The sequence below is a fragment of the Sphingomonas jatrophae genome, from assembly GCF_900113315.1.
Lineage (GTDB): Bacteria > Pseudomonadota > Alphaproteobacteria > Sphingomonadales > Sphingomonadaceae > Sphingomonas_P > Sphingomonas_P jatrophae.
On the sequence record NZ_FOZG01000002.1, the window covers coordinates 446,243 to 466,523 of the forward strand.

The 20,281-nt window shown below is 69.5% G+C and carries 22 protein-coding genes; 18 read left to right on the forward strand and 4 right to left on the reverse strand.

Annotated elements, in window-relative coordinates:
- Positions 1 to 58 precede the first annotated feature (58 nt).
- The 6 genes from BM360_RS11365 to BM360_RS11390 are packed head-to-tail and all read left to right on the forward strand — an operon-like array spanning position 59 to position 4,409.
- Positions 59 to 766 carry a response regulator transcription factor gene (locus tag BM360_RS11365; protein WP_093314710.1) on the forward strand — a complete coding sequence of 236 codons (708 nt, stop codon included), beginning with the start codon at positions 59 to 61 and terminating at the stop codon, positions 764 to 766.
- Positions 767 to 2,353: a sensor histidine kinase gene (locus BM360_RS11370; RefSeq protein WP_423228904.1), complete on the forward strand. Its 1,587-nt coding sequence runs from the start codon at positions 767 to 769 to the stop codon at positions 2,351 to 2,353.
- Positions 2,350 to 2,787 (forward strand): HPr kinase/phosphorylase, encoded by a 438-nt coding sequence (locus tag BM360_RS11375; protein ID WP_093314714.1) that lies wholly within the window; start codon positions 2,350 to 2,352, stop codon positions 2,785 to 2,787. The genes BM360_RS11370 and BM360_RS11375 overlap by 4 nt, the downstream gene beginning before the upstream one ends.
- Positions 2,784 to 3,707 (forward strand): RNase adapter RapZ, encoded by a 924-nt coding sequence (rapZ, locus tag BM360_RS11380; RefSeq protein WP_093314716.1) that lies wholly within the window; start codon positions 2,784 to 2,786, stop codon positions 3,705 to 3,707. Before BM360_RS11375 ends, rapZ begins: the two co-directional genes overlap by 4 nt.
- Positions 3,708 to 3,726: 19 nt before the next feature.
- Positions 3,727 to 4,134 carry a PTS sugar transporter subunit IIA gene (locus tag BM360_RS11385; RefSeq protein WP_093314718.1) on the forward strand — a complete coding sequence of 136 codons (408 nt, stop codon included), beginning with the start codon at positions 3,727 to 3,729 and terminating at the stop codon, positions 4,132 to 4,134.
- Entirely contained in the window at positions 4,131 to 4,409 is a 279-nt protein-coding gene (locus BM360_RS11390) for an HPr family phosphocarrier protein (protein ID WP_093314720.1), read from the forward strand. The genes BM360_RS11385 and BM360_RS11390 overlap by 4 nt, the downstream gene beginning before the upstream one ends.
- Positions 4,410 to 4,412: 3 nt before the next feature.
- Here the strand turns inward: BM360_RS11390 and BM360_RS11395 are convergent, their stop codons facing one another.
- On the reverse strand, positions 4,413 to 4,793 hold the full coding sequence (locus BM360_RS11395; RefSeq protein ID WP_093314722.1) for a YbaN family protein: 381 nt from the start codon (positions 4,791 to 4,793) through the stop codon (positions 4,413 to 4,415).
- A gap of 84 nt (positions 4,794 to 4,877) precedes the next feature.
- Between BM360_RS11395 and BM360_RS11400 the strand changes: the two genes are divergently transcribed.
- A complete protein-coding gene (locus BM360_RS11400; protein WP_093314724.1) occupies positions 4,878 to 5,687 on the forward strand; it encodes a TrmH family RNA methyltransferase in 810 nt (269 codons plus the stop codon).
- Between the two features lie 92 nt (positions 5,688 to 5,779).
- Here BM360_RS11400 and BM360_RS11405 read toward each other — a convergent pair whose 3' ends face one another.
- The gene (locus BM360_RS11405) at positions 5,780 to 6,502 is read right to left on the reverse strand and encodes a Bax inhibitor-1/YccA family protein (RefSeq protein WP_093316004.1); all 723 of its coding nucleotides are present in this window, start codon (positions 6,500 to 6,502) and stop codon (positions 5,780 to 5,782) included.
- 126 nt (positions 6,503 to 6,628) lie between these two features.
- Between BM360_RS11405 and thpR the strand changes: the two genes are divergently transcribed.
- Entirely contained in the window at positions 6,629 to 7,162 is a 534-nt protein-coding gene (gene thpR / locus BM360_RS11410) for an RNA 2',3'-cyclic phosphodiesterase (RefSeq protein WP_093314726.1), read from the forward strand.
- A gap of 10 nt (positions 7,163 to 7,172) precedes the next feature.
- Here the strand turns inward: thpR and BM360_RS11415 are convergent, their stop codons facing one another.
- Both BM360_RS11415 and BM360_RS11420 read right to left on the reverse strand, forming a co-directional pair.
- The gene (locus BM360_RS11415) at positions 7,173 to 7,703 is read right to left on the reverse strand and encodes a superoxide dismutase family protein (RefSeq protein ID WP_093314728.1); all 531 of its coding nucleotides are present in this window, start codon (positions 7,701 to 7,703) and stop codon (positions 7,173 to 7,175) included.
- A gap of 52 nt (positions 7,704 to 7,755) precedes the next feature.
- The gene (locus BM360_RS11420) at positions 7,756 to 8,730 is read right to left on the reverse strand and encodes a UDP-glucuronic acid decarboxylase family protein (protein ID WP_093314730.1); all 975 of its coding nucleotides are present in this window, start codon (positions 8,728 to 8,730) and stop codon (positions 7,756 to 7,758) included.
- A gap of 177 nt (positions 8,731 to 8,907) precedes the next feature.
- Between BM360_RS11420 and BM360_RS11425 the strand changes: the two genes are divergently transcribed.
- From BM360_RS11425 to BM360_RS11470, 10 genes are all read left to right on the forward strand, one after another.
- Positions 8,908 to 9,684, forward strand: a complete 777-nt coding sequence (locus BM360_RS11425) for a metallophosphoesterase family protein (RefSeq protein ID WP_093314732.1) — start codon at positions 8,908 to 8,910, stop codon at positions 9,682 to 9,684.
- A gap of 220 nt (positions 9,685 to 9,904) precedes the next feature.
- Positions 9,905 to 11,173: a sugar transferase gene (locus tag BM360_RS11430; RefSeq protein WP_165611287.1), complete on the forward strand. Its 1,269-nt coding sequence runs from the start codon at positions 9,905 to 9,907 to the stop codon at positions 11,171 to 11,173.
- A gap of 23 nt (positions 11,174 to 11,196) precedes the next feature.
- Positions 11,197 to 11,964, forward strand: a complete 768-nt coding sequence (locus BM360_RS11435) for a metallophosphoesterase (protein ID WP_242653455.1) — start codon at positions 11,197 to 11,199, stop codon at positions 11,962 to 11,964.
- A gap of 98 nt (positions 11,965 to 12,062) precedes the next feature.
- Positions 12,063 to 12,758: a polysaccharide biosynthesis/export family protein gene (locus BM360_RS11440; RefSeq protein WP_165611288.1), complete on the forward strand. Its 696-nt coding sequence runs from the start codon at positions 12,063 to 12,065 to the stop codon at positions 12,756 to 12,758.
- A 167-nt stretch (positions 12,759 to 12,925) separates the two neighbouring features.
- Positions 12,926 to 13,177, forward strand: a complete 252-nt coding sequence (locus tag BM360_RS11445) for a hypothetical protein (protein ID WP_131819255.1) — start codon at positions 12,926 to 12,928, stop codon at positions 13,175 to 13,177.
- Between the two features lie 124 nt (positions 13,178 to 13,301).
- Positions 13,302 to 14,708 carry an O-antigen ligase family protein gene (locus BM360_RS11450; protein WP_093314740.1) on the forward strand — a complete coding sequence of 469 codons (1,407 nt, stop codon included), beginning with the start codon at positions 13,302 to 13,304 and terminating at the stop codon, positions 14,706 to 14,708.
- Positions 14,709 to 14,826: 118 nt separating this feature from the next.
- The gene (locus BM360_RS11455) at positions 14,827 to 17,088 is read left to right on the forward strand and encodes a GumC family protein (protein ID WP_093314742.1); all 2,262 of its coding nucleotides are present in this window, start codon (positions 14,827 to 14,829) and stop codon (positions 17,086 to 17,088) included.
- Entirely contained in the window at positions 17,088 to 18,314 is a 1,227-nt protein-coding gene (locus BM360_RS11460) for a tetratricopeptide repeat protein (RefSeq protein WP_093314744.1), read from the forward strand. The genes BM360_RS11455 and BM360_RS11460 overlap by 1 nt, the downstream gene beginning before the upstream one ends.
- Positions 18,315 to 18,342: 28 nt before the next feature.
- Positions 18,343 to 19,668 carry an oligosaccharide flippase family protein gene (locus BM360_RS11465; RefSeq protein ID WP_093314746.1) on the forward strand — a complete coding sequence of 442 codons (1,326 nt, stop codon included), beginning with the start codon at positions 18,343 to 18,345 and terminating at the stop codon, positions 19,666 to 19,668.
- Between the two features lie 10 nt (positions 19,669 to 19,678).
- Positions 19,679 to 20,281 (forward strand): acyltransferase, encoded by a 603-nt coding sequence (locus tag BM360_RS11470; RefSeq protein WP_165611289.1) that lies wholly within the window; start codon positions 19,679 to 19,681, stop codon positions 20,279 to 20,281.

The following is a 20,281-nucleotide window of genomic DNA, read 5'->3' on the forward strand; positions in this document are numbered from 1 at the left end:
TGCACGGCCCGGCGGGTTTCGCTAACCCGGCAACCCGCCAGTTCAGCCCCGGGTCGCCATGGCTTCGATCGCGCTCGTCGACGACGACCGCAACATCCTGACGTCGGTCTCGATCGCCCTCAAGTCCGAGGGGTTCACCGTTCGCGTCTATTCGGATGGGGAAACCGCGCTAAAGGCGCTGGCGGAGAACCCGCCGGATCTGGCGGTGCTCGACATCAAGATGCCGCGCATGGATGGGATGGAGCTGCTGCGCCGCCTGCGCGAACGCACGGCGGTGCCGGTGATCTTCCTCACCTCCAAGGACGATGAACTGGACGAGGCGCTCGGCCTGGCCATGGGAGCGGACGATTACATCACCAAGCCGTTCAGCCAGCGGCTGCTGATCGCGCGCATCCGCGCCATCCTGCGCCGGACCGAGGCCCGCGCGGAGCCCGAGGCGCCCGACGAGGCGCAGCCCGCGGCCGAGCCGATCGTCCGCGGCCGCCTGTCGATGGATCCCGCCCGTCACCGGGTGAGCTGGAATGGGCAGGATGTGGTGCTGACCGTCACCGAATTCCTGCTGCTGGAGGTGCTGGCGCAGCGGCCCGGCTTCGTGAAGACGCGCGATCAGCTGATGGACACGGCCTATCAGGACGACGTCTATGTCGACGATCGCACGATCGACAGCCACATCAAGCGCCTGCGCCGCAAGTTCCGCGCGGTGGACCCGGAGTTCAAGGCGATCGAGACGCTCTACGGTGTCGGTTACCGGTTTGCGGAGGAATAGGTGGGATCGGCTGCGCCCGCCCCCACATTGCCATCGGACGAGCAGTCGCTGCGGCTCGGTTGGACGGCGCACTGGTCGCTCGGCAACCGCATCCTCGCGGTCAACATCATCGCGCTGGCGCTGCTGGCGGGCGGCTTCTTCTATCTCGACACGTATCGTGACCGGCTGGTCGACCAGCGGCTGAACGAGGCGGCGATCCGAGCGCAGCTGATCGCCGAAGCCATCGACGCGGCGCCGCCGGCCAATCGCGATCGCATCGCCCACCGGCTCGGCGCCTCGACCCGCCAGCGGATCCGGCTTTATGCGCCCGGGGGCGAGCGGCTGCTCGACAGCTTCGCCGCAGGGCCGCCCGCCTACACGCTGCGCGATCCGGCGGATGAGCCATGGCGCCGCCACGTCGCGCGCTTCCTCGACCGGGTGACCGACCGGATCGTGGGCGCATTCCGGCCCGATCGGTTCGTCGAGCCCGCCGCCGACCGGCTGGCCGCGTGGCCGGAAGCGCGCGAGGCGCTGCGGCGGGACGGCGTGGTCACGCGGCTGCGCACCGCGCCCGACCGGACGATGATGATCTCCGCCGCGGTGCCGACGGTGCAACCGGGCCGCGGCGTGCTGCTGACCACCGCCAATGCGCGCGACATCACGCGGATCGTGCGGGCCGAGCGGCTGCGCCTCGGCATCGTGCTGGCGGGCGTCGTGCTGATCTCCGTGCTGCTGTCCCTGTTTCTCGCGCGCACCATCGTGCGGCCGCTGCGGCGCCTGGCCATTGCGGCGCACCGCGTCCGCCTCGGCCGATCGCGCGAGGTTCAGGTGCCGCGGCTCCCCTCGCGGCGGGACGAGATCGGCACGCTGGCGCGCGCGCTGTCGGACATGAGCCATGCGCTGCGCCAGCGGATCGACGCGACCGAAGCCTTCGCCGCCGACGTGACGCATGAGCTCAAGAACCCGCTCGCCTCGCTCCGCTCCGCCGTCGAGGCGATGGGGCGGGTGAGCGATCCCGAATTGCAGGCGCAGCTGATCGAGGTGGTCAGCGACGACGTGCGCCGGCTCGATCGGCTGATCACCGACATCTCCGAGGCGAGCCGCGTCGATGCGGAGCTGGCGCGCGCGCGCTTCGAGGCGATCGACCTCGGGCTGCTGATCGAGGGCCTCGTTGCCGAGCGCGAGGCGCGCGGGCGCAACAGCGGCGTTCGCGTCGCCTTCGCCCGCCCGCGCAAGGCCAGCGCGGTGGTGCTGGGCGACGGATCGCGGCTGGCGCGCGTGGTCGAGAACCTCGTCGACAATGCGGTGTCCTTCTCGCCGCCCGGCGGGCTGGTGGAGATCGCGGCGACACGCGACGAGGACGAGGTGGTGGTGATCGTCGACGACGAGGGCCCCGGCGTGCCGCCCGAGGTGCGCGAGGACATCTTTCGCCGCTTCCACTCGATCCGGCCTGAGGGCGAGGCGTTCGGGCGGCATAGCGGCCTCGGCCTCGCCATCGCCAAGGCGATCGTCGAGGCGCATCAGGGCAATATCCGCGTGGTCGAGCGAGACAATGCGCCGACGGGCGCGCGCTTCGTCATCCGCCTGCCCGCCGCGGACCTGGCATGAGGAAGCCGACGCTCTCGTCGGAGACGATCCATGCGTCCTGCGTCGCTCTGGCGGGGGGCGCCGTGCTGCTCGCCGGCCGCTCCGGCGCAGGCAAGTCCGATCTGGCGCTGCGATTGATCGACCGGGGGGCGCAGCTGGTCAGCGACGATTATACGCTGTTGCGGCGCGTCGGCGGCCGGCTGGTCGGCAGCGCGCCGGCGACCATCGCCGGGCGGATCGAAGTCAGGGGCCTGGGCATTGTCGACATGCCTCATCTCGCCGAGGCGGAGGTGCGGCTGATCGTGCTGCTTGACGAGCCTGTCGTCCGGATGCCCGAGCGGGCGGTGCGCCAGTTCGCCGGCGTCGACCTGCCGGCAGTGGCGCTGGCGCCGCTCGAGGCGTCCGCGCCGATCAAGGTCGAGCTCGCCCTTGCCCGCTTCGGCCTGCCCGCATGACGCTGCCGCGCCTGCTACTCGTCACCGGCCTGTCGGGCGCGGGCAAGACGACCGCGTTGAAGACACTGGAGGATCTCGGCTGGGAGACGGTCGACAATCTGCCCCTCGCCCTGCTCGACCGGCTGCTGGCCACCGCCCCCGCCCCCGCCAGCGAGGGGGAACGGCCATTGGCTCTCGGTATCGACGCCCGCACGCGTGGCTTCGATCCGGATGCGCTGCTGGAGCGGCTCGGCCGGCTGCGCGAGACGGGCACCGATGCGGCGACCCTGTTTCTCGATTGCTCGGGCGCGGAGCTGGTGCGGCGTTTCTCGGGCACGCGGCGGCGGCATCCGCTGGCGCTCGACCGGCCGGCCGCCGACGGCATTGCACGCGAGCGCGAGCTGCTCGGCCCCATGCGCCGCGCCGCGACCCACCTGATCGACACGACCGACCTGTCGACCAACGCGCTTCAAGCGGAGCTGCGCACCCGCTTCGGCGAAGCGGAGGGCGCGCCGACGCTGACGGTCATGTCGTTCGGCTATTCTCGCGGCCTGCCGCGTTCGGCCGATCTCGTCTTCGACATGCGCTTCCTGCGCAATCCGCATTGGGATCGCATCCTCCGTCCCAAAACGGGACTGGATCAGGCGGTGGCGGACTATGTCGCGGCGGACCCCGCCTACGAGGCGGTCGAGCGCATCGAATCGCTGATCGAGCTGTTGCTGCCGCGCTACGCCGTCGAGGGAAAGTCGTACATCACGCTCGCCTTCGGCTGTACAGGCGGCAGACATCGCTCCGTGCATATAGCCGAACGGGTGGCAGCGCGGTTGCGCAGCACTGGATTTTCGCCCACGGTCTTCCATCGCGACCTCGCCGCGGCCACCCACGACTCGTTCGAGGGCCAGCCACCAGGGCCGGCGCGGGAGAGGACCGAAGGGCGGTGAACCGAAAGACGGTAGGCCGATGATCGGATTGGTGTTGGTAACCCATGGACGGCTCGCGGCGGAGTTTGTCGTCGCGATGGAGCATGTCGTGGGACGGCAGGAAGCGGTGGAGGCGATCTGCATCGGCCCTGACGACGATATGGAGGTGCGCCGCGCCGACATCCGCAGCGCCATCGCGCGGGCGGACCGGGGCAACGGCGTGATCCTGCTGACGGATCTGTTCGGGGGCACGCCCTCCAACCTGGCCATCTCGCTGATGGAACCGGGCCGCTACGAGGTGATTGCCGGCGTCAACCTGCCGATGCTGATTCGCCTGGAAGGCGCACGGCGGATGATGAAGGTGACGGCAGCCGTCGCCGCGGCGCGCGATGCGGGGCGGAAATATATCTCCGTCGCCTCCGAAGTGTTGGGAGAGCAGGCCGCGTGAGCGACGACGTGCTGCAACGGACGGTGCTGATCTCCAACAAGCGGGGGCTGCATGCGCGCGCCTCCGCCAAGTTCGTCACCCTCGCCTCCTCGCAGCCGGCGAAGATCGAGGTGGAGAAGGACGGCTCGGCCGTGGCGGGCACGTCGATCATGGGGCTGATGATGCTGGGCGCGGCGATGGGCGACCATGTCACCATCCGCTGCTCGGGCGCGGGCGCCGCGGAGACGCTCTCGGCCTTGTGCGGGCTGGTCGAGGCGAAGTTCGGCGAGGATTGAGCCTCAGGCGTCCGGGCGCGACCAGATCCACAGCACGACCAGCAAGCCGATGCCGGCCGGCGCATAGCGCCATGGTTCGGCCAGCAGCCACAGGCCCAGCGCCCCGCTCACCGTCAATGCCACCGTCGCCGCCCACTTGCCCAGCCGCGCGATCGCGCCGCGTTCGCGCCAGGCAATGATGTGCGGGCCGAAGCGGGGGTGGCGCACCAGCCGTGCCTCCCACTCGGGATTGCTCCGGCCGAAGCACCAGGCGGCGATGATGTAGAAGACGACCGTCGGCATGAGCGGCAGGAAGATGCCGATCGTGCCGAGCGTGAAGGCGAGCAGGCCGCCTGCGTGCCACAGCCGCCGCCTCCATCCGGTGATCGCGCGTTCGCCGTCCATGAACCCGCCATAAGCCGCGACGCGGGCGAAGGCTCCCCCTCGGCGCCGCTTTCCCTATGCGGGCGGCGCTTCTACAGCGGACCCATGCCGCGCAGGATCACCGCTTTCTCCAACCCGCTGGTCAAATCCGCGCGTTCGCTGCGCGAGAAGAAGGGGCGCCGGCTGGAGCGCCGCTTCCTCGCGGAGGGCCTGCGCATCCTGACCGAGGCACGCGAGGCGGGACGGCTGCCCGAGACGATCTTCTTCGCGGCCGACAGCGCCGCCCACCCGCTCGTCACCACGCTGGTCGATGCGGTGGAGGCGGCCGGCGGCGAGGCGATCGAGACGGATCGCGACATCCTCCACAAGCTGTCGGGCAAGGACAATCCGCAGGCGGTGGTCGGCGTGTTTGCCGAGTTCGACACCGCGCTCGAGGCGATCGACCGCAGCGCCGCGCCGATCTGGCTGGTGGCGGAGCGGCTGCGCGATCCGGGCAATCTCGGCACCATCCTCCGGACGGGTGACGCGGTGGGCGCCGGCGGGCTGATCCTTATCGACGATTGCGCCGACCCGTTCGGGGTGGAGGCGGTGCGCGCGAGCATGGGCGCGCTGTTCACGCAGAGGCTGGCGCAGGCGCGGTGGGAGGAGTTCCTGCCGTGGCTGCGCGCCGGGCCCGGCCTGCTTGCGGGCCTCGCGCTCGACGGATCGGAGGATTTCCGGGCGCCGCGCTTCACCGCGCCGACCTTCATCCTCGTCGGCAACGAGGCGCAGGGGCTGCCGCCGGCATATGCCGCGGCGTGTGATGTGCGCGTCCGCATTCCGATGCTGGGCAAGGCGGACAGCCTCAACGCCGCGGTAGCAACGGCCGTGATGGCCTACGAGGTGCTCGGGCAGCTGAACCCCGGCGCGGCCTGACCCCCAAAGGTCACGAAGGTCGCACCAAGAACATACGAAAAGGCCCGGCGGATCGCTCCGCCGGGCCTCCCGGGTCGTCCGTTGCGAACGCCTTAGCGGCGGTCGCCCAGGAACGAGAGCAGGAAGGTGAACATGTTGACGAAGTCGAGGTAGAGCGTCAGCGCGCTCATCACGACCGACTTGCCCGCGAAGTCGGTGCCCGCGACGTGGAAATACATGCTCTTGATCTTCTGCGTGTCGTAGGCGGTCAGGCCCGCGAACAGCAGCACGCCGATCGCCGAGATCGCGAAGGCCATGGCCGGCGACTGGAAGAACAGGTTGAGCAGCATCGCCACCAGCAGGCCGACCACGCCCATGATCAGGAACGTGCCGAAGCCCGACAGATCCTTCTTCGTGGTGTAGCCCCACAGGCTGAGCGAGACGAACGCCGCCGCCGTGGCGAAGAAGGTCGTCGCGATCGACGGGCCGGTATAGACTAGGAAGATCGACGACATGGACAGGCCCATCGCGACCGTGAACGCCCAGTAGAGCGCACGCACCGTCGAGGTCTGCATCTTCTGCACGCCGAAGCTCAGCGCGAACACGAAGCCGAGCGGCGCGAGCGCGAACACCCAGCGCAGCGGCGACGTCAGCACGGGCACGGCCCAGGGCGACATGGAGAAACCAAGCGCGACGATGCCGCTCAGCAGCACGCCCGAGGCCATGTAGTTATAGACCGAAAGCATGTAGGACCGCAGCCCCGCGTCGCGGGCGGCCGCGGCGGCGCCGGCCGTCCTGGGGACGGCTGAAGCGCGGGGGTCAGACCAGTTTGCCATCTTGAACAAGCTCCTCTCGGACGGGAAAGCTCAACCGTCCGCCATGCAATATCGTTGCTCCCCCGTGCGGGTTCAAGCCGCGCGCCTGCTAGCAATGCTTCGACACATACCAGCGAAAGGGCCGCCATGCATCGCCTGTTCGTCGCACTTCGCCCGCCACGCGCCACGCGCGAAGGGCTGCTCGACCTGATGGAAGGCGTGCCGGGCGCGCGCTGGCAGGATGACGACCAGCTGCACCTGACTTTGCGCTTCATCGGCGAGGTGGACGGACATGTCGCCGATGACATAGCGGCGGCGCTGGGCGGCGTGCGCCACCCTGCCCTCGACATCGCGCCGGTCGGCGTCGGCCGGTTCGAGAAGCGCGGCCGGGCGGATGCGCTGTGGGCCGGGATCAGCCCGCGCGACGAAGTGGCGGCGCTCCACCGCAAGGTGGATCAGGCGCTCGTCCGGGTGGGACTGGCCCCGGAGGGCCGCGCCTTCCTGCCGCACATCACGCTCGCCCGGCTGCCGCGCGGCGCCGGGCCGATCGAGCCGTTCCTCAGCCGCCATGCCGGGCTGACGGCGCCGGCCGAGCACTATGTGCGCTTCCACCTCTACGAAAGCCGACTCGCCAGCACGGGCGCGGCCTATGAGATCGTCGAGACCTATCCGCTCGGCTGAGCGGCGTGGCTCAGCTTGCCCGGATGACCCCGCAGGCGATGCGCGCGCCGCTATTGCCCGAGGGATCGGTGCGATAATCGTCCGCCGTCGCGTGGACGAGCAGCGCCGCGCCATCGGCATCGAGCATCCCGGGAACGGTCGCGCCGGTCAGCATCGACGTGAAGCTGGTGGTGCCGTCCGCCGCCGCGGTCAGGTTCGGCATGTCGCCGCCATGCGGACCCTCGGGCGATTCGGTGCCGTGCTTGCGCTGGGTCGGATTCCAGTGGCCGCCCGCGGTGGTGAAATCGGGCGCGTCGCAGCGACCGGTGGTGTGGATGTGGATGCCGTGGACGCTGGCCGGCAGACCGGTGCCGTCATAAACGAGGCGCAGGCCGCCATCTGCCTGGAACAGGCGCGCGGTGCCGCGTGCCGCCCCGCTTGCATCCGCAAGGTCCGCCATCGCGACCGGCCGCTCGGCCGTCGACGCCCCTGCGGACGACCCGCCGTTCGCGGCGCAGCCGGCGAGGCCGCCGGCAAGCAGAAGAAGGGCGAGTGCGCGCATGTTTGAAGCTCCCGGGTGCGGATCGATACGGCGACGGAACGCCGCTCCGCGCTCAGGGTTGCGTCTCGGCGGCGGCCTGGAGGCGGGCGAAATGCGCGATGGTGGGCGGCAGCCCTTCCTCCAGCGGCACCGCGGCGCGCCAATCGAGCAGCGCCTCGGCCCGCTCGGTATGTGGGCGGCGCTGCTTGGGATCGTCCGATGGCAGCGGCGCGAAGGCGATGCCGGAAGCGGAGCCGGTCAGGCGGATCACCTTCTCGGCCAGCTGGCGCATGGTGAATTCGGCCGGGTTGCCGAGATTGACCGGCCCGGTCACGTCCGACGGGCTTTCCATCAGCCGGATCAGCCCTTCGACCAGATCGTCGACATAGCAGAAGGAGCGCGTCTGCGTGCCATCGCCGTACATGGTGATCGGCTTGCCGGCGAGCGCCTGGACGATGAAGTTGGAAACCACCCGCCCGTCCGCCGGGTGCATGCGCGGCCCATAGGTGTTGAAGATGCGCGCGACCTTGATGTCGAGCCCGTGCTGGCGGTGATAATCGAAGAACAAGGTCTCGGCGCAGCGCTTGCCCTCGTCATAGCAGGAGCGCAGGCCGATCGGGTTGACGTTGCCCCAATAGCCTTCCTGCTGTGGATGCACCTCCGGATCGCCATAGACCTCGCTGGTCGAGGCCTGGAGGATGCGCGCGCGCAGGCGCTTGGCGAGGCCGAGCATGTTGATCGCGCCGAGGACGGACGTCTTGGTCGTCTGCACCGGATCGTGCTGATAGTGGATCGGCGAGGCCGGGCAGGCGAGATTGTAGATCTCGTCCACCTCCACATAGAGCGGGAAGCAGACGTCGTGGCGCACGAACTCGAACCGCGGATTGCCGAAATGGTGCTCGATGTTGCGCTTGTCGCCGGTGAACAGGTTGTCGGCGCAGAGCACGTCGTGGCCACGCTCCAGCAGCCGGTCGATCAGATGCGATCCGACGAACCCCGCGCCGCCCGTCACGAGGATCCGCTTCCCCTGCCCGTTCCTGACCGCCATCTCGCCTCCGCATCGGTACATGTTGTTGATCCTGCTCATGTGGGCGGCGGACCGGCGGCGCAAGTGCCGCGTTATGCCGTGCGTCACGGCGCGTTCAGGCCGATCGTGCTTGCTGCATGGGTGCGGCCGGCGGAATGGCGGCGCGGGCAAGTGGTGTGAGGTGCGGACGGCGACGGCATGGGGTTCTGGAAGAAGATCATCGGCGCCAAGCGCACGGAGCCGGCCCCCTGGACGCCCGCGGGGCCGCCCGACGCGCGCGCCTATGTCGTCGGGGACGTTCACGGGCGGCTCGACCGGCTGGACGCGCTGCTGGCGATGATCGACCGGGACCGTGCCGAGCAGCCCGAACGCCGCACGCTGATCGCCTTTCTCGGCGACTATATCGATCGGGGCCCGCACTCAGCCGGCGTGATCGACCGCCTGGCAAAGTACGTGCCGGCGGATGCCGAGGCGCTGTTCCTCGCCGGCAATCATGAGGATGCGTTGTTGCAGGTGCTGCAGGGCGCGCCCGGCATGCTGCGCAACTGGCTGCGCTTCGGCGGCGATGCCTGCGCGCGCAGCTATGGCGTGGACGAGGACCGGCTGGTGGCGGCGGGCGAGCTGGTCGGCGCGCGCATGCTGGGCGAGGCGATCCCGGAGGCGCATCACCGTTTCCTGCGGAATTTGCGGGATCGCTGGGTGTTCGGCGACTATCTGTTCGTCCACGCCGGCATCCGCCCGGGCATCCGGCTGGACGCGCAGATCCCGGCGGACCTGCTGTGGATCCGTGAGCCTTTCCTGAGCGCTCGCCACGCGCACGGCATGATGGTGGTGCATGGCCATACCATCGTCGATGCCGCGGAGGAGCATGCCAACCGCATCGCCATCGACACGGGCGCCTTCCGCTCGGGCCGGCTGACCGCGCTGGTGATCGAGGACGATCGGCGCCGCTTCCTCGTCACCGATCCGGACTGAGCGGGGCGCGTCCGGCGGCCCCCTGCCCCGCTGCGGCACGGAGGGCGGGCTTTCGTGCCGGCTTTGTGCGGTAGACAGCAAAGGATTGTCGCCCGATAATTCGCAAAATGCGGTATGGTCCCAATCGGACCTTTCCACGGCCGGAGTCGCCGGCCGGGTTTCGGGTGAGCCGGGGGACATGAGTGAGCGGTAATTTCCCGTGCTGATGATGCGTGACCAAGTGTCCCGCCACATGGGGACCGTGGTGGAGCGGCTGCGGGTGCAGCTCGCGCTCACGCTGCTGTGCGGCGTGCTGCTGCCCTCGCTCCTGCTCATTCCTTATTGGGGCGAGGAAAGCCGGGCCGGTCGCGGCGTCACCTACAGCATCGTCGGCGCGACCGCCGCGATCATCGTCGCCACCCTGGTCGCCCGGCGCGTGTCGTCCTTCCCCGGCACGCGCGCCTTCACCTATATCGTGCCGTCCTACGCCAGCGCCTATTCGCTGATCCTGGCGGGGCTGTTCCTCGCGCGGCTCGACTATAATCGGCTGTTCCTGTCGGTCTCGTTCGCGCTGTCGCTGATGATCGCGCTGGCCATCGCGCTGCACGTCACGCGCAACGGCCGCCAGCGCTTCTACGTCGTGCCGTTCGGCCGGACCGAGCGGCTGCGCGAGGCCGCGAGCGTCGAATGGATCGTGCTGACCGAGCCGACCGTGCCGCAGGACCCCAAGGCGGTGATCGTCGCCGATCTGCAGCATGATCATGACGATGCATGGGCGCGCATGCTGGCGGTCGCCGCGGTGCGGGGACACGAAGTCTATCATACCAAGGTGCTGATGGAGTCGCTCACCGGCCGGGTGGCGATGGATCATCTGTCGGAGAACAGCTTCGGCTCGCTGGTGCCGAACCTTGCTTATGTCCATGCCAAGCGGATGCTGGACGTGATCGGCGTGATCGCGCTGGCGCCGCTGCTGCTGCCGGCGCTGCTGGCGATCGCGCTGATGGTGAAGCTGAGCTCTCCCGGCCCCGTCTTCTTCGTGCAGGAGCGGATGGGCTATCGCGGCATCCCGTTCCGCATGGTCAAGTTCCGCACCATGTATGTCCGCGACGATGCCGCCACCGAGGCCGCCCGCATCGAGGCGATGACGCGCAGCCGCGACCCGCGCATCACCCGCATCGGCCATGTGCTGCGCCGCAGCCGGATGGACGAGCTGCCGCAGATCTGGAACGTGCTGCGCGGAGAGATGAGCTGGATCGGCCCGCGGCCGGAAGCGATCCCGCTGTCGCGCTGGTATGAAGGGGAGATTCCCTTCTATCTCTATCGCCACATCGTTCGCCCGGGCATTTCGGGCTGGGCGCAGGTGAACCAGGGCCACGTGACGGACATCGCCGCGGTGACGGCCAAGCTCAATTACGATTTCTACTACATCAAGAACTTCTCGGCGTGGCTGGACGTTCTGATCGCGCTCAAGACGGTGCGCACCATATCCAACGGCTTCGGCGCGCGCTGACGGCAGCGGCATCGGGAGCGATCGTGCGACTGCCCTTCTTCTCGTCCGCCAAGCGCGCTGCGGCCGAGCGGCCGGCTCCGGCCGTGCCGCCGGGCACGCGCATCTATGCGATTGGCGACGTCCATGGCTGCGCCGAGGAGCTGCGCCGCCTGCTCGACATGATCGCTGCCGACCATGAGGCGCGCGGGCCCGCCACGTTGACGATCATTCTGCTGGGCGACCTGATGAACCGCGGGCCGGACGCGGCGGGCGCGATCGAGCAGGCGCGCGCGCTGGTCGCATCGGGCACCGGCCGGCTGCTCAAGGGCAATCACGAGGAGCTGTTCGTCAAGGCCGCGCGGGGCGACCGGGCGTCGGTGCGTGCGCTGATGGTCAATGGCGGCGCCGCCACGCTGGCTAGTTTCGGGCTGGAGCAGGCGGAGGTGGAGCGTGGCGACTATGGCGATCTGGCCGCACTGCTGAAGGCGCGCATCCCGCGCGACATCGTTTCCTTCCTCGATGCGGGCGAGGACAAGATCGCGCTCGGCGACTATCTGTTCGTCCATGCCGGCATCCGCCCCGGCGTGCCGATCGCTGAGCAGGCGGGCAGCGACCTGCGCTGGATCCGCCGCGAGTTCCTCCACAGCCGCGAGGGGCACGGCGCGGTGATCGTGCATGGCCACACGATCACCGACGGGGTGGACGAGCAGGACAACCGCATCGGCATCGACACCGGCGCCTATCGCAGCGGCATCCTGACCGCGATCGGGCTGGAGGGCACCGCCCGCTGGTATCTCGCAACCGCGGGCTGACCACGCCCGCGGCCTTGTCGCGCCCGCGGGCGTGGGGCATGTAAGGCGCGTGGATCGGGCCGTGTTTCGGGCCGGCCGTCTGCGCGATGGAGGTTGGGTTGCGCTTTCGCCAGATGCTGTTCGGAGTGGCGGCCGTCGCCACGTTGCTTTCGGGCTGCGGCTCGGTGCGTGACAAGCGCATGTCCTACAATCCGACCAACTTCAGCGCGCCGGACGAATTGCCGGTGCAGGACATGCTGGCGACTTACCGGGTTGGTCCCGGCGACGTTGTCACCGTGTCGGTGTTCGGTGTCGATTCGCTCTCTGGCGATCGCGCGGTCGATCCGGCGGGCAATCTGACCATGCCGCTGATCGGCGCGGTGCCGGCGGCGGGCAAGTCGACGCAGGAACTTGGCACCGAGCTCGCGAGCCGGCTGGGCGCCCGGTATCTGCAGCAGCCGCAGGTCACCGTCACGATTAAGACTGCGGTCGCCCGGACGGTGACGGTGGATGGCTCGGTCGGCGCGCCCGGCCTGTATCCGGTGCCCGACAAGACGACGCTGCTGAAGACGATCGCCATGGCGCGGGGCACGTCGCAGGGCGCCAATCCGAAGAAGGTCGTCGTGTTCCGCCAGATCAACGGCCAGCGCAATGCGGCCGCCTTCGACCTGACCACGATCCGTGACGGCATCGATCCGGATCCCGTAATTTACGCGAACGACGTCGTCGTCGTGGACGGGCGTGAGACGAACGCCACATGGATGGCGCTGCTCCAGGCAGTTCCCGTTATCGGCCTTTTCGCCCGGGTTTACTGACCTTTTCCGCTTGATTGGCGACGCGCGTTGCGGCGCGCGAAGACGCGCGTGCGCGCTGCGCATCAGGGTTGCGACTCTCCTAACGGGATGTTACACGGGAGATACGTAATTCATGGGGCGATGCTCGCCGCTATCAAGGGGTCGTGAAAATGCGCAGGATCGCGACGATGATGGCAGCGCTTGCGCTGTTCAGCGCGCAGGCGGGTGTGGCGGTTGCCCAGCCGGCTCAGAACGCCCCTGTGTCCCAGCGGATCGAGTCGCGTCAGGGCGATCCCGTCGCCCGCGGCCTGCCGCTGAGCGACCCGCGCCTGATTGCGATCTCGCTCGCCGCGCTTACCACTTTCATCCTCGGCTTCATCGCCGCGGTGAAGGGCCGCGGCAACGGGAACGGCAACGGCGGGCAGCCCGTCAGCCCCTAAGCCCCTGCCGCCAGCCACGCTGGCGGGAAGCTGTGCCGATACGTGACGGAACCCGCCAAGATCGGGCTTGCGTGCGCATGTTTTGGCGGCGATGACGGACCAGCATCTTTTCGGGGCCTAGTAGTTGTCGCGCGTCATCAGCCGCTATCTCGCCCCGACGTATCTGCTGCTCTGCCTGCTGCTGGGTGGCGCCAGCGCGGCAGGATATATCGCCAACGGCCTGCTTCAGCTCCTCGGGCTGATCTGCATTCTCATCGTGGTGCTGTCAGGTTCGCTGCCTGACCTGCCGCGCCACGCGCGTCGCCTGCTCGCCCTGTTCGGCTTGCTCGCGCTGCTGCTGCTGTTCGAGCTGATCCCCCTGCCGCCGGCACTCTGGTCGCTGCTGCCCGGCCGCGGCGTGGCTGCGGATGGCTATGCGCTGCTGGACATGGCCACGCCCTGGCTGCCCATCTCGCTTTCGCCCGATGGCACGATCGCGATTCTCGCCACACTCGTGCCGCCGCTCGCGATGGTGCTGCTGGTCTTCGCCTCATCCGGGTACGGCCGGCTCTATGCGGTGTACGTCCTCGTTGCAGTGGCCGGCGGCTCCATCTTCCTCGGCGTCTTCCAGCGCATGCAGGGGCCGGACTCGCCCTACTACATCTACGAGATCACCAATCGCGGCGGCGTCGTCGGCATGTTCGCCAACCGCAACCACCTTGCCACCTTGCTGCTGACTGCGCTGCCCTTCGTCGGCGCGCTGGCGATCAGCCCGAAGCGCAACAAGATGCAGGTCGACTCCAAGGTCGGGCGGCTGATGATCACCGGTTGTCTGGCGTTGCTGCTGACGGTCGGCCTCATCATCGTGAAGTCCGCCGCCGGCTGGATGCTGCTGCCGGCCGCGCTGTTCGCCGCTGCCGCGGTGTACGTCCGTGGCGAGAAGGGCGCAGTGCCGCGCGCGTTGTGGCAGGTGGGCGTTGTCGTCGGCGTGGTCTGCCTGATCGCGGCGGTGGTCGCGCCACTGAAGGTGAATGATCTCGGCGATCGGCTGAGCGGCATCGACCCGCACATGCGCAACCAGTCGATCCGCACGACCGCGCGTGCGTCGCTCGACTATCTGCCGTTCGGCTCGGGGGGCGGCACCTTCCAGCTGGTGTTCCCGAACTATGAGGACGTCGAGGCGGCCTCGCTGGAATATCTCAACCATGCGCATAACGACTATGTCGAGGTGGCGCTGGAACATGGCCTGCCGGGCATGGCGCTGATCGTGCTGGCGATCGCCTTCTGGGTCTCGCAGGGTCGCCGGCTGTGGCGCAAGGGCGAAGGCGATGCGCTGGCTTGGGCGAGCTTCGTCGCCGTCGGGCTGGTCATCGCGCACAGCCTGGTCGATTATCCGCTGCGCACCGCTGCCATCGCTGCGGTGGCGGCGCTGGGCGCGGCGTTGATGGTCGCCCCCGAGACCGCCGAGATGCCGAGCTGGCAGTCCGCCCGCAAGCGCAAGCGGCGGTCGGGCAGCAGCGCACGCACCATCGAGATCGCGCTGGCCGACTGATGGCTGAGCGCGGCGCCCGGCCTCCATATACTGCAGCGGGCGGCTCCGCCGTCACGCCTTATGCGCGCGGCGAAGGGCCGGCCGGCCGCGCGCCTTTCTGCCGGACGGACGCAAGATCATGAGCGACATCACCCCCACCCTTCCGCCGGAAGCGCCCCGCGGCCAGCTGGTGACGCGCGGCAGCCCCGCGCTGTCCGAGGCGATCGCGACGGAGAAGGCGCCCAGCCACCTCGACGTCAACGAGGTGTGGCGCGTCCTGATGAAGTGGCGCTGGCTGATCGTCGGCATGCTGATCGCGGCCGTCGCCGTGTCGATCATCATCACCATCTCGACGACGCCGGTCTATCGCTCCACCGCGACGCTGGAGATCAACACCCAGCCGATGCAGGTCATGCAGCAGCAGACCGACCTGACGCCCGTCGCGCGCAACGAGGCGCAGTTCCTCGCGACGCAGATCGGCCTGTTGAGCAGCCGCACGCTGGCCGAGCGGGTGATGCGCGCAGTCGGCCTGGCCGACGACGAGGCGTTCGTGAAAGGCTACAGCAACCGCCGCGACCGCGAGGGGGCTGCGGTGGGCAAGCTGCTCGCCAATTTCGAGGTGACGCCGCTGCGTGGCAGCAACCTCATCATCATCGGCTATCGCGATCCGGATCCCGCCCGCTCGGCGCGGATCATCAATGCCTATGCGCAGGGCTTCATCGATTCCACGCTGGAGCGCCGCTACAACGCCACCGCCTTCGCGCGGCAGTTCCTCCAGAGCCGGCTGGACGCGACGCGCGCCAAGCTGGAGGCGAGCGAGCGGGCGCTGGTCGCCTATGCGCGGTCGCAGAACATCCTGTCGCTGGGCGCGGGCAGCGTGACGGCGGGCAATGCCGGCGGCGCGTCCAGCTCGGCGCAGGACTCGCTCTCGGCGCAGTCGCTCGTCTCCTATAACGAGGCGCTGGCCGCCGCGACGCGCGACCGGATCGCCGCCGAACAGGCCTATCGCCAGGCGCCGCTCTCCTCCGATGCCTCGGCCGAGAGCAACGGCGCCATCCTGCAGCTGCGCAGCCAGCTGGCCGGGCTGCAGGCGGATTACCAGCAGAAGCTCGGCACCTATCGTCCCGACTTCCCCGAGATGGTGGCGCTGCGGCAGCGGATGGATGCGATCTCCAAGAGCATCGCCAGCGAGACGCGCAACATCAGCACGTCGCAGCGCGAAGGGCTCCGCGCCGCCTATGCCGCCGCCCGCGGCCGCGAGCAGCAGCTGCTGGCGCAGGTGAACAATTACCGCACCAACGTGCTCGACCTGCGCAATCGCGGCATCCAGTACAACATCCTGCAACGCGATCTCGACACCAACCGCACGATCTACGACGCGCTGCTGCAGCGCTACAAGGAGATCGGCACGGCCGGCGGCGTCGGCGAGAGCCAGGCCTCGATCGTCGACAACGGTGCCGTGCCGAACGCGCCGTTCACGCCCAACGTCTACAAGAATCTGGCGTTCGGGCTGCTGATCGGCCTGATCCTGGGGCTGGGCGCCGCCTTCGCGATCGAGTTCATCGACGACACGATCAAGACGCCCGAGGACGTCACCAACAAGCTGCGCGTGCCCGTGCTCGGCGTGGTGCCCAAGAGCGTCAAGGGAACGTCCTTCGTCGACGAGCTGAAGGATCAGCGATCCGAGATCAGCGAAGCTTATTACACGATCATGAGCTCGGTGCAGTTCGTCTCCAACAGCAGCTTCCCGCGCACCGCACTGGTGACGAGCACGCGGCCGAGCGAGGGCAAGTCCTCCAGTTCGCTGGCGCTGGCGCAGAACCTCGCCCGCATGGGCGCCAACATCGTCCTCGTCGACGCCGACATGCGCAAGCCCTCGTTCAAGACGAGCCAGCCGGAGGAGATCGGCCTCGCGACCCTGCTGGTGACGAACGGGAGCGCGATGGAGCATGTCGCCTCCACGTCGATCCCCAACCTGTCGCTGCTGCCGAGCGGCCCGATCCCGCCCAACCCGGCCGAGCTGCTGGCGACCAACCGGATCAGCGCCATCCTGAACGAGCTGAGCAGCCATTTCGATATCGTGCTGATCGACTCGCCGCCGGTGCTGGGCCTCGCCGACGTGCCCGTGCTGTCGGCGCTGTGCGAAGCGACGATCCTCGTCGTCGAGGCGGGGTCGGTGCGCCGCCCGGCGGTGCTCAGCTCGCTGCGCCGCCTGCTTGCCGCCAAGGCGAATGTCGCCGGCGCGATCCTGACCAAGTATAACCCGAAGAACGGCGGCTACGGCTACGGCTATGGCTATGGTTCGGGCTATGGCTATGGCTATGGCTACGGCATGCGCCGGCCGCAGCGTTACGGCGAAGATGCCGAGGTGCGGCAGCTCGACATCGACCGGGTGGCGTGATGATCGACAACGGGCGCTACATCCCGTCGTCGGGCGTGCGGATCGCGCTGCTCGCCGGCGCGGCGATCCTCGGCTGGATCTCGATCCGCTCGGCGGCGCAGAACGGCATCGGCGGCGCGGCGCCGCAGCTGGCGGCGCAATTCTGGCCGGCGGACGGGCCCAGCCTTGCGGCGCAGGCGCGGCAGCGGGTGGCGCTGGCGAGCGGCGAGGTGGACGAGCCGTCGCGCGCGCTGTTCCGTGCGGCTCTGGCGCGCGAGCCGCTGCTGTCCGATCCGCTGGCGCTCGCCGCGCTGGATGCCGCCAAGGGCGATCCCGCGCGGGCCGAGCGGCTGATGGTGGCGGCCCGCAACCGCGATCCGCGCGCCCCCCTGCCCCGCTTCTTCCTGTTCGATCATTATGTCCGCCGCAGCGATTATGCCCGCGCGCTGGCGGAGGTCGGCCCCGCCATCCGGCTTCAGCCCGACGCCTCCACCGCGCTGCTGACGGTGCTGTCGCTTATCGCCAATACGCCGGAGGGGCGCACCGCGCTGGCGCGGAAGCTGGCGACGCACCCCTTCTGGCGCGCCGGCTTCTTCAAGACCGCGAGCACCAACACGCAGCCGGAGACGATGCTGGCGCTGCTCTCCGCCCTGCCGACCGATGCGAGCCGCGATGCCGGCGAGGAACAGCGCGCCGTCTATTTCGCGCTGATCAACAGCGGCGCGGGCGCGCGCGCCTATGCGACGTGGCGTGGGCTGCTGCCCGCGGCATATCGGGACCGGATCGACGGCGTCTATGACGGCAGCTTCGGCGGCTGGCCGGGCGCGCAGCCGTTCAACTGGACGCTGGGCGACGGCAGCATCGGCACGGCCCGCATGGTGCGCGCCGCCGATCTGCCGCAATCCACCGCGCTGGACGTGCGCTATTTCGGATCGACCGGCGGGACGCTGGCCGAGCAATATGTCTCCGTGCGGCCCGGCGCCTACCAGCTCCAGCTCTCGGCACGGCGCCGCACGACCGGCGCCACAGGCGGGCGGCTGAGCATGGAACTGCGCTGCGTCAACGGCGACGTGATCGCCACCTTGCCGATCGAGCCGCTCGATCCGCAACTGCGCACGCTGACCCTGCCGGTGACGGTGCCGGCCGGTTGCGACATGGCCCGCCTGCGCCTGATCGGCACGCCGGGCGACCTGTTCAGCGAAGTCGAGGCGCAGGTTACGGGCGTCGCGCTGGTGCGCGCCAACTGACGCGCGCGGGCAGGCCGGCGTCCGCGCGATGCTGACGCGCCTGCATCGCCTTGCCGCGACAGGGCTCGGCCGCCGACTGGCGGTGGCGACGCTGTCGAGCGGTGCCGTGTGGGTCGCGGGCACGCTTGCCACCTTTGCCGTGGGGCTGGTGCTGGCGCGCGGGCTGGGGCCGGCAGGTTACGGCCTTTATGGCACCGCCGTCGCCGTGGTGACCTTGCTGGCCGTGCCGGGGCAGCTTGGCCTGCCCCTGCTGGCGACGCGGGAGGTCTCCGCGGCGGCGGCGCGGGGGCGGCAGGATGAGGTGGCGGCGCTCGGCCGCTGGTTCACCGCGGCGGTGCTGGTAGCGTCGCTGCTCCTCTCGTTGCTGCTGTGGCTTGCCGCACGCGCCGTCTCGCCCACGCTCCGCCCCGCACTCGCCGCCTCGGCGGGGCTGCTGCCGGCTTTGACGCTATCGGCGCTCGTCGCGGGGCTGCTCCGCGGGCGCGGGCGGGTCGTCGCGAGCCAGACGATCGACGTGCTGATCCGGCCACTGGCGTTCGTCGCCCTGCTGCTCGCGCTGCCTGCTCCGCTCTACGCCCCTTCCGCGATCGGCGCACAGAGCATCGCAGCGGGGATGACGGCGCTGGTCGGCCTTGTGCTGTTCTTCCGCCGCCTGCCCTCCCCTGCTCCGACCGACCGCATGCGGGTGCGCGCGTGGATCGGCGCGTCGCTGCCGATGACCTTCATGGAGGCGATGCGGACGCTGGAGGGAACCTATGCGGTGCTCGTCACCAGCGCCATCGCGAGCATCGCCGATGCGGGAATCCTGCGCGTCGCGCTGGCGAGCGTGGTGGTGGCGGTGCTGCCGGTCTCGATCCAGAACATCGTTGTCGGCCCGTTCCTGGCCGCCGCGCACGAGGCGGGCGACAGGCGGCAGCTGGCGCGCATCGTCGCGGGATCGACGCTGTTCATGACCACATCGGTGGCGGCGGTGACGCTGGCGCTGGCAGCGCTCGGCGGATGGCTGCTGCCGCTCGCCTTCGGCTCGGATTTTGCCGGCGCTTACTGGCCGTTGCTGCTGCTCAGTGCCAACCAGCTGCTGGCGGCCGCGACCGGACCGGGGGCGATGCTGCTCAGCATGACCGGGCATGAGCGAGCGGTGGCGCGCGCTTTCGCACTGTCGGTCATGGCGGCGATCGCCGCGGCGCTGGTGCTGACGCCGGCTTTCGGCGCGCTGGGGGCCGCCGCCTCGACCCTCGTCGCGACCGCTGTGCGCGGCCTGATGCTGAACCGGCGTGCGCGCTCCCTGCTCGGCATCAAGCCATCCGTGCTGGGCGCGGGGGTGCTGCTTGGGGCCGATCATAAATCCCGCTAGAAGCGTGCCGGTGGGGGACAAAGCGGACAAGCGCAGCGCACGGGGGCTGATCGCGGCAGGGCTGCGGCGGACGCGCTTCGCCTGGTGGCGTGCGCGCGCGGGGCTGCGCCGGCGCGTCATCCTGTTGTCCTATCCGGGGATAAGCTGCGGCCCCGGCGTCTCCATCGATCCGAGCGCCAAGCTGGCGGCGCATGACGGCGGCACGATCGAGATCGGCGCAGGCTGCGAGATCGGCGCGCGCACCACCATCGTCAGCGATGGCGGTGCGATCCGACTGGGGCGCGATTGCTTCGTCGGGGCAGGGAGCACCATCCACGCCAAGGCGAGCATCGACATCGGCGCCGACACGATGATCGCCGACAACGTCGCGATCCGCGATCACGATCATGCCACGGCCGATCCCGCTCGCGCTTACCGGCTGCAGGGCTTCGTCACGGCGCCGGTGCGGATTGGCCGCAACGTGTGGCTGGCAACGAAGGTGACGGTGCTGAAGGGCGCGACGCTGGGCGATGGCGCGGTGATCGGTGCCAATGCGGTCGTCTCCGGCGAAATCCCCGAAGGCATGATCGCGGTCGGCATTCCCGCGCGGCCGATCCGGCGCGCGCAGTCGTGA

Coding starts and splice junctions, on each gene's coding strand:
- BM360_RS11365 (WP_093314710.1), top strand. CDS start 59: ATGGCTTCGATCGCGCTCGTCGACGACGACCGCAACATCCTGACGTCG.
- BM360_RS11375 (WP_093314714.1), top strand. CDS start 2,350: ATGAGGAAGCCGACGCTCTCGTCGGAGACGATCCATGCGTCCTGCGTC.
- rapZ (WP_093314716.1), top strand. CDS start 2,784: ATGACGCTGCCGCGCCTGCTACTCGTCACCGGCCTGTCGGGCGCGGGC.
- BM360_RS11385 (WP_093314718.1), top strand. CDS start 3,727: ATGATCGGATTGGTGTTGGTAACCCATGGACGGCTCGCGGCGGAGTTT.
- BM360_RS11395 (WP_093314722.1), bottom strand. CDS start 4,793: ATGGACGGCGAACGCGCGATCACCGGATGGAGGCGGCGGCTGTGGCAC.
- BM360_RS11400 (WP_093314724.1), top strand. CDS start 4,878: ATGCCGCGCAGGATCACCGCTTTCTCCAACCCGCTGGTCAAATCCGCG.
- BM360_RS11405 (WP_093316004.1), bottom strand. CDS start 6,502: ATGGCAAACTGGTCTGACCCCCGCGCTTCAGCCGTCCCCAGGACGGCC.
- thpR (WP_093314726.1), top strand. CDS start 6,629: ATGCATCGCCTGTTCGTCGCACTTCGCCCGCCACGCGCCACGCGCGAA.
- BM360_RS11415 (WP_093314728.1), bottom strand. CDS start 7,703: ATGCGCGCACTCGCCCTTCTTCTGCTTGCCGGCGGCCTCGCCGGCTGC.
- BM360_RS11420 (WP_093314730.1), bottom strand. CDS start 8,730: ATGGCGGTCAGGAACGGGCAGGGGAAGCGGATCCTCGTGACGGGCGGC.
- BM360_RS11425 (WP_093314732.1), top strand. CDS start 8,908: ATGGGGTTCTGGAAGAAGATCATCGGCGCCAAGCGCACGGAGCCGGCC.
- BM360_RS11445 (WP_131819255.1), top strand. CDS start 12,926: ATGATGGCAGCGCTTGCGCTGTTCAGCGCGCAGGCGGGTGTGGCGGTT.
- BM360_RS11455 (WP_093314742.1), top strand. CDS start 14,827: ATGAGCGACATCACCCCCACCCTTCCGCCGGAAGCGCCCCGCGGCCAG.
- BM360_RS11460 (WP_093314744.1), top strand. CDS start 17,088: ATGATCGACAACGGGCGCTACATCCCGTCGTCGGGCGTGCGGATCGCG.
- BM360_RS11465 (WP_093314746.1), top strand. CDS start 18,343: ATGCTGACGCGCCTGCATCGCCTTGCCGCGACAGGGCTCGGCCGCCGA.